The sequence below is a fragment of the Pseudoalteromonas sp. TAB23 genome (assembly GCF_000498075.1).
GTDB lineage: Bacteria > Pseudomonadota > Gammaproteobacteria > Enterobacterales > Alteromonadaceae > Pseudoalteromonas > Pseudoalteromonas arctica.
Genome location: NZ_AUTP01000240.1, coordinates 1 through 1,488, shown reverse-complemented (window position 1 = coordinate 1,488; position 1,488 = coordinate 1). Strand labels below are relative to the sequence as shown.

Below are 1,488 nucleotides of genomic sequence, written 5' to 3'. Positions count from 1 at the left end.
CCACTGGCGGTGTTTTTTAGCATCGCGGTGCGAAAGCAAATAAACAGATTGCTCTTCGTTGATATAAAAATTGCGGATTTCTTTGGCTTTCAATACAGGTACTCAAACTTATAAAACTAACCAATTATTAGTTTTATGTAATGAGATTACAATAGGTTAAATAAGAGTTTTGAAATCGTTGAATAAAACAGCGCTAAAGTAGCGCCATAGCAGTAAATTTAAGTGTAAACGTTAAAGCTCAAAGCAAGCTTTTTACAATGCACTGTATATAAATACAGTGCATTGCTTTTTACTAACTTTCAATAACACGAAGCTGCTTAAGTGATGACACAGCTATGTGCGTTTGATAATAATATTTATTAGTGACTCTACCACGGCTCATAAAATCGATAGTTACTCGTTTAGCTTCGCCTGTTACTTCTATTGTTTTATCAATAAAAAAGGTGTCTGCTGGTTGCCCGTATTTACTCTGAAGCTCGGCTACCACATTAGGTTGTATTGATACCGTAATAGAACGCCTGTCGCGATAATCAGTTTCGGTATTTAAATACAACCAATTACCCTGAGCTCCCGCCGCTTTAATATGAAACTGGTAAGTGCCAGCAACACCCTTTGGTGCACTTTGCTCAGTTAAAGCGATAAGGTTCATATTTGCAGCCGTACTTTGGCTCATTTCAATTCTATGGGGAACAGAACTACATGCACTAAGCGTTAGCACACTTAGTAAGGCTAGATATTTCAAGACTCAATTTCCTTGTTTCTTACACCAATTCGCATAATTAAGTGATCTATTTTGAGACAAGAAAACCGTGTTGATAACAAAGTAAAAATTTCGTTATTGAGTTGTTCTATATCAGAAACTTTTAATGCAGTTAGCGATTTAATCCCTTAAATTGATTAACTATTATTGCGAATTGGTATTATGCATTATTAAAAATATGTAGCGTTAATGATACCACTATATGCAGCTATGTTTCTATAATCAATCCAAACAATTAGTTAGCGGGTATTAAGGCGCATTGCGCTGAGAAGGATCTGTTTTAAAGCTTTTTAGCAAACTTTGCGGGTCAACCACCTCGGTATGCTCTTTAGCAGCCTGCGCCCACCATATTAGTTGGCCAAACGTGCGTGAGAAATAATTAAACCACGATGATTGACTCTCTCCTGCAACAGGTTTGCCATCCTCACTAAACACATCTTGCGCTTTTGGCACGTGGATCATAGCCGATACCGGCAAACAGCCAAGTTCAGATAAAAAAGTACGCATACAAATGGCCGCTCTTACACCACCCCACTGTCCTGCTGAGTAAGTTACTATTGCACTTGGTTTATACGAAAATAGTGAGCTACCAAAATGATTAAGTAAGTCAGCGAGGGCTGGACTCATGCTGTGATTGTACTCAGGACTAATCATTATATATCCATCTGCGGCTTTAATTTTATCAGCTAATAGAGTGAGCTCTGTAGGTGCATTACTTTTAGCGTATG

The 1,488-nt window shown here is 37.9% G+C and carries 2 protein-coding genes; both read right to left on the bottom strand.

Annotated features, from left to right (window positions below; all coding sequences use genetic code 11):
* Positions 1-292 precede the first annotated feature (292 nt).
* Entirely contained in the window at positions 293-742 is a 450-nt protein-coding gene (locus L654_RS0114435; protein ID WP_024589317.1) for a hypothetical protein, read from the bottom strand.
* A 267-nt stretch (positions 743-1,009) separates the two neighbouring features.
* On the bottom strand, positions 1,010-1,488 hold a 479-nt coding region (locus L654_RS0114430; protein ID WP_024608284.1), incomplete at its 5' end, for an NAD(P)H-dependent oxidoreductase.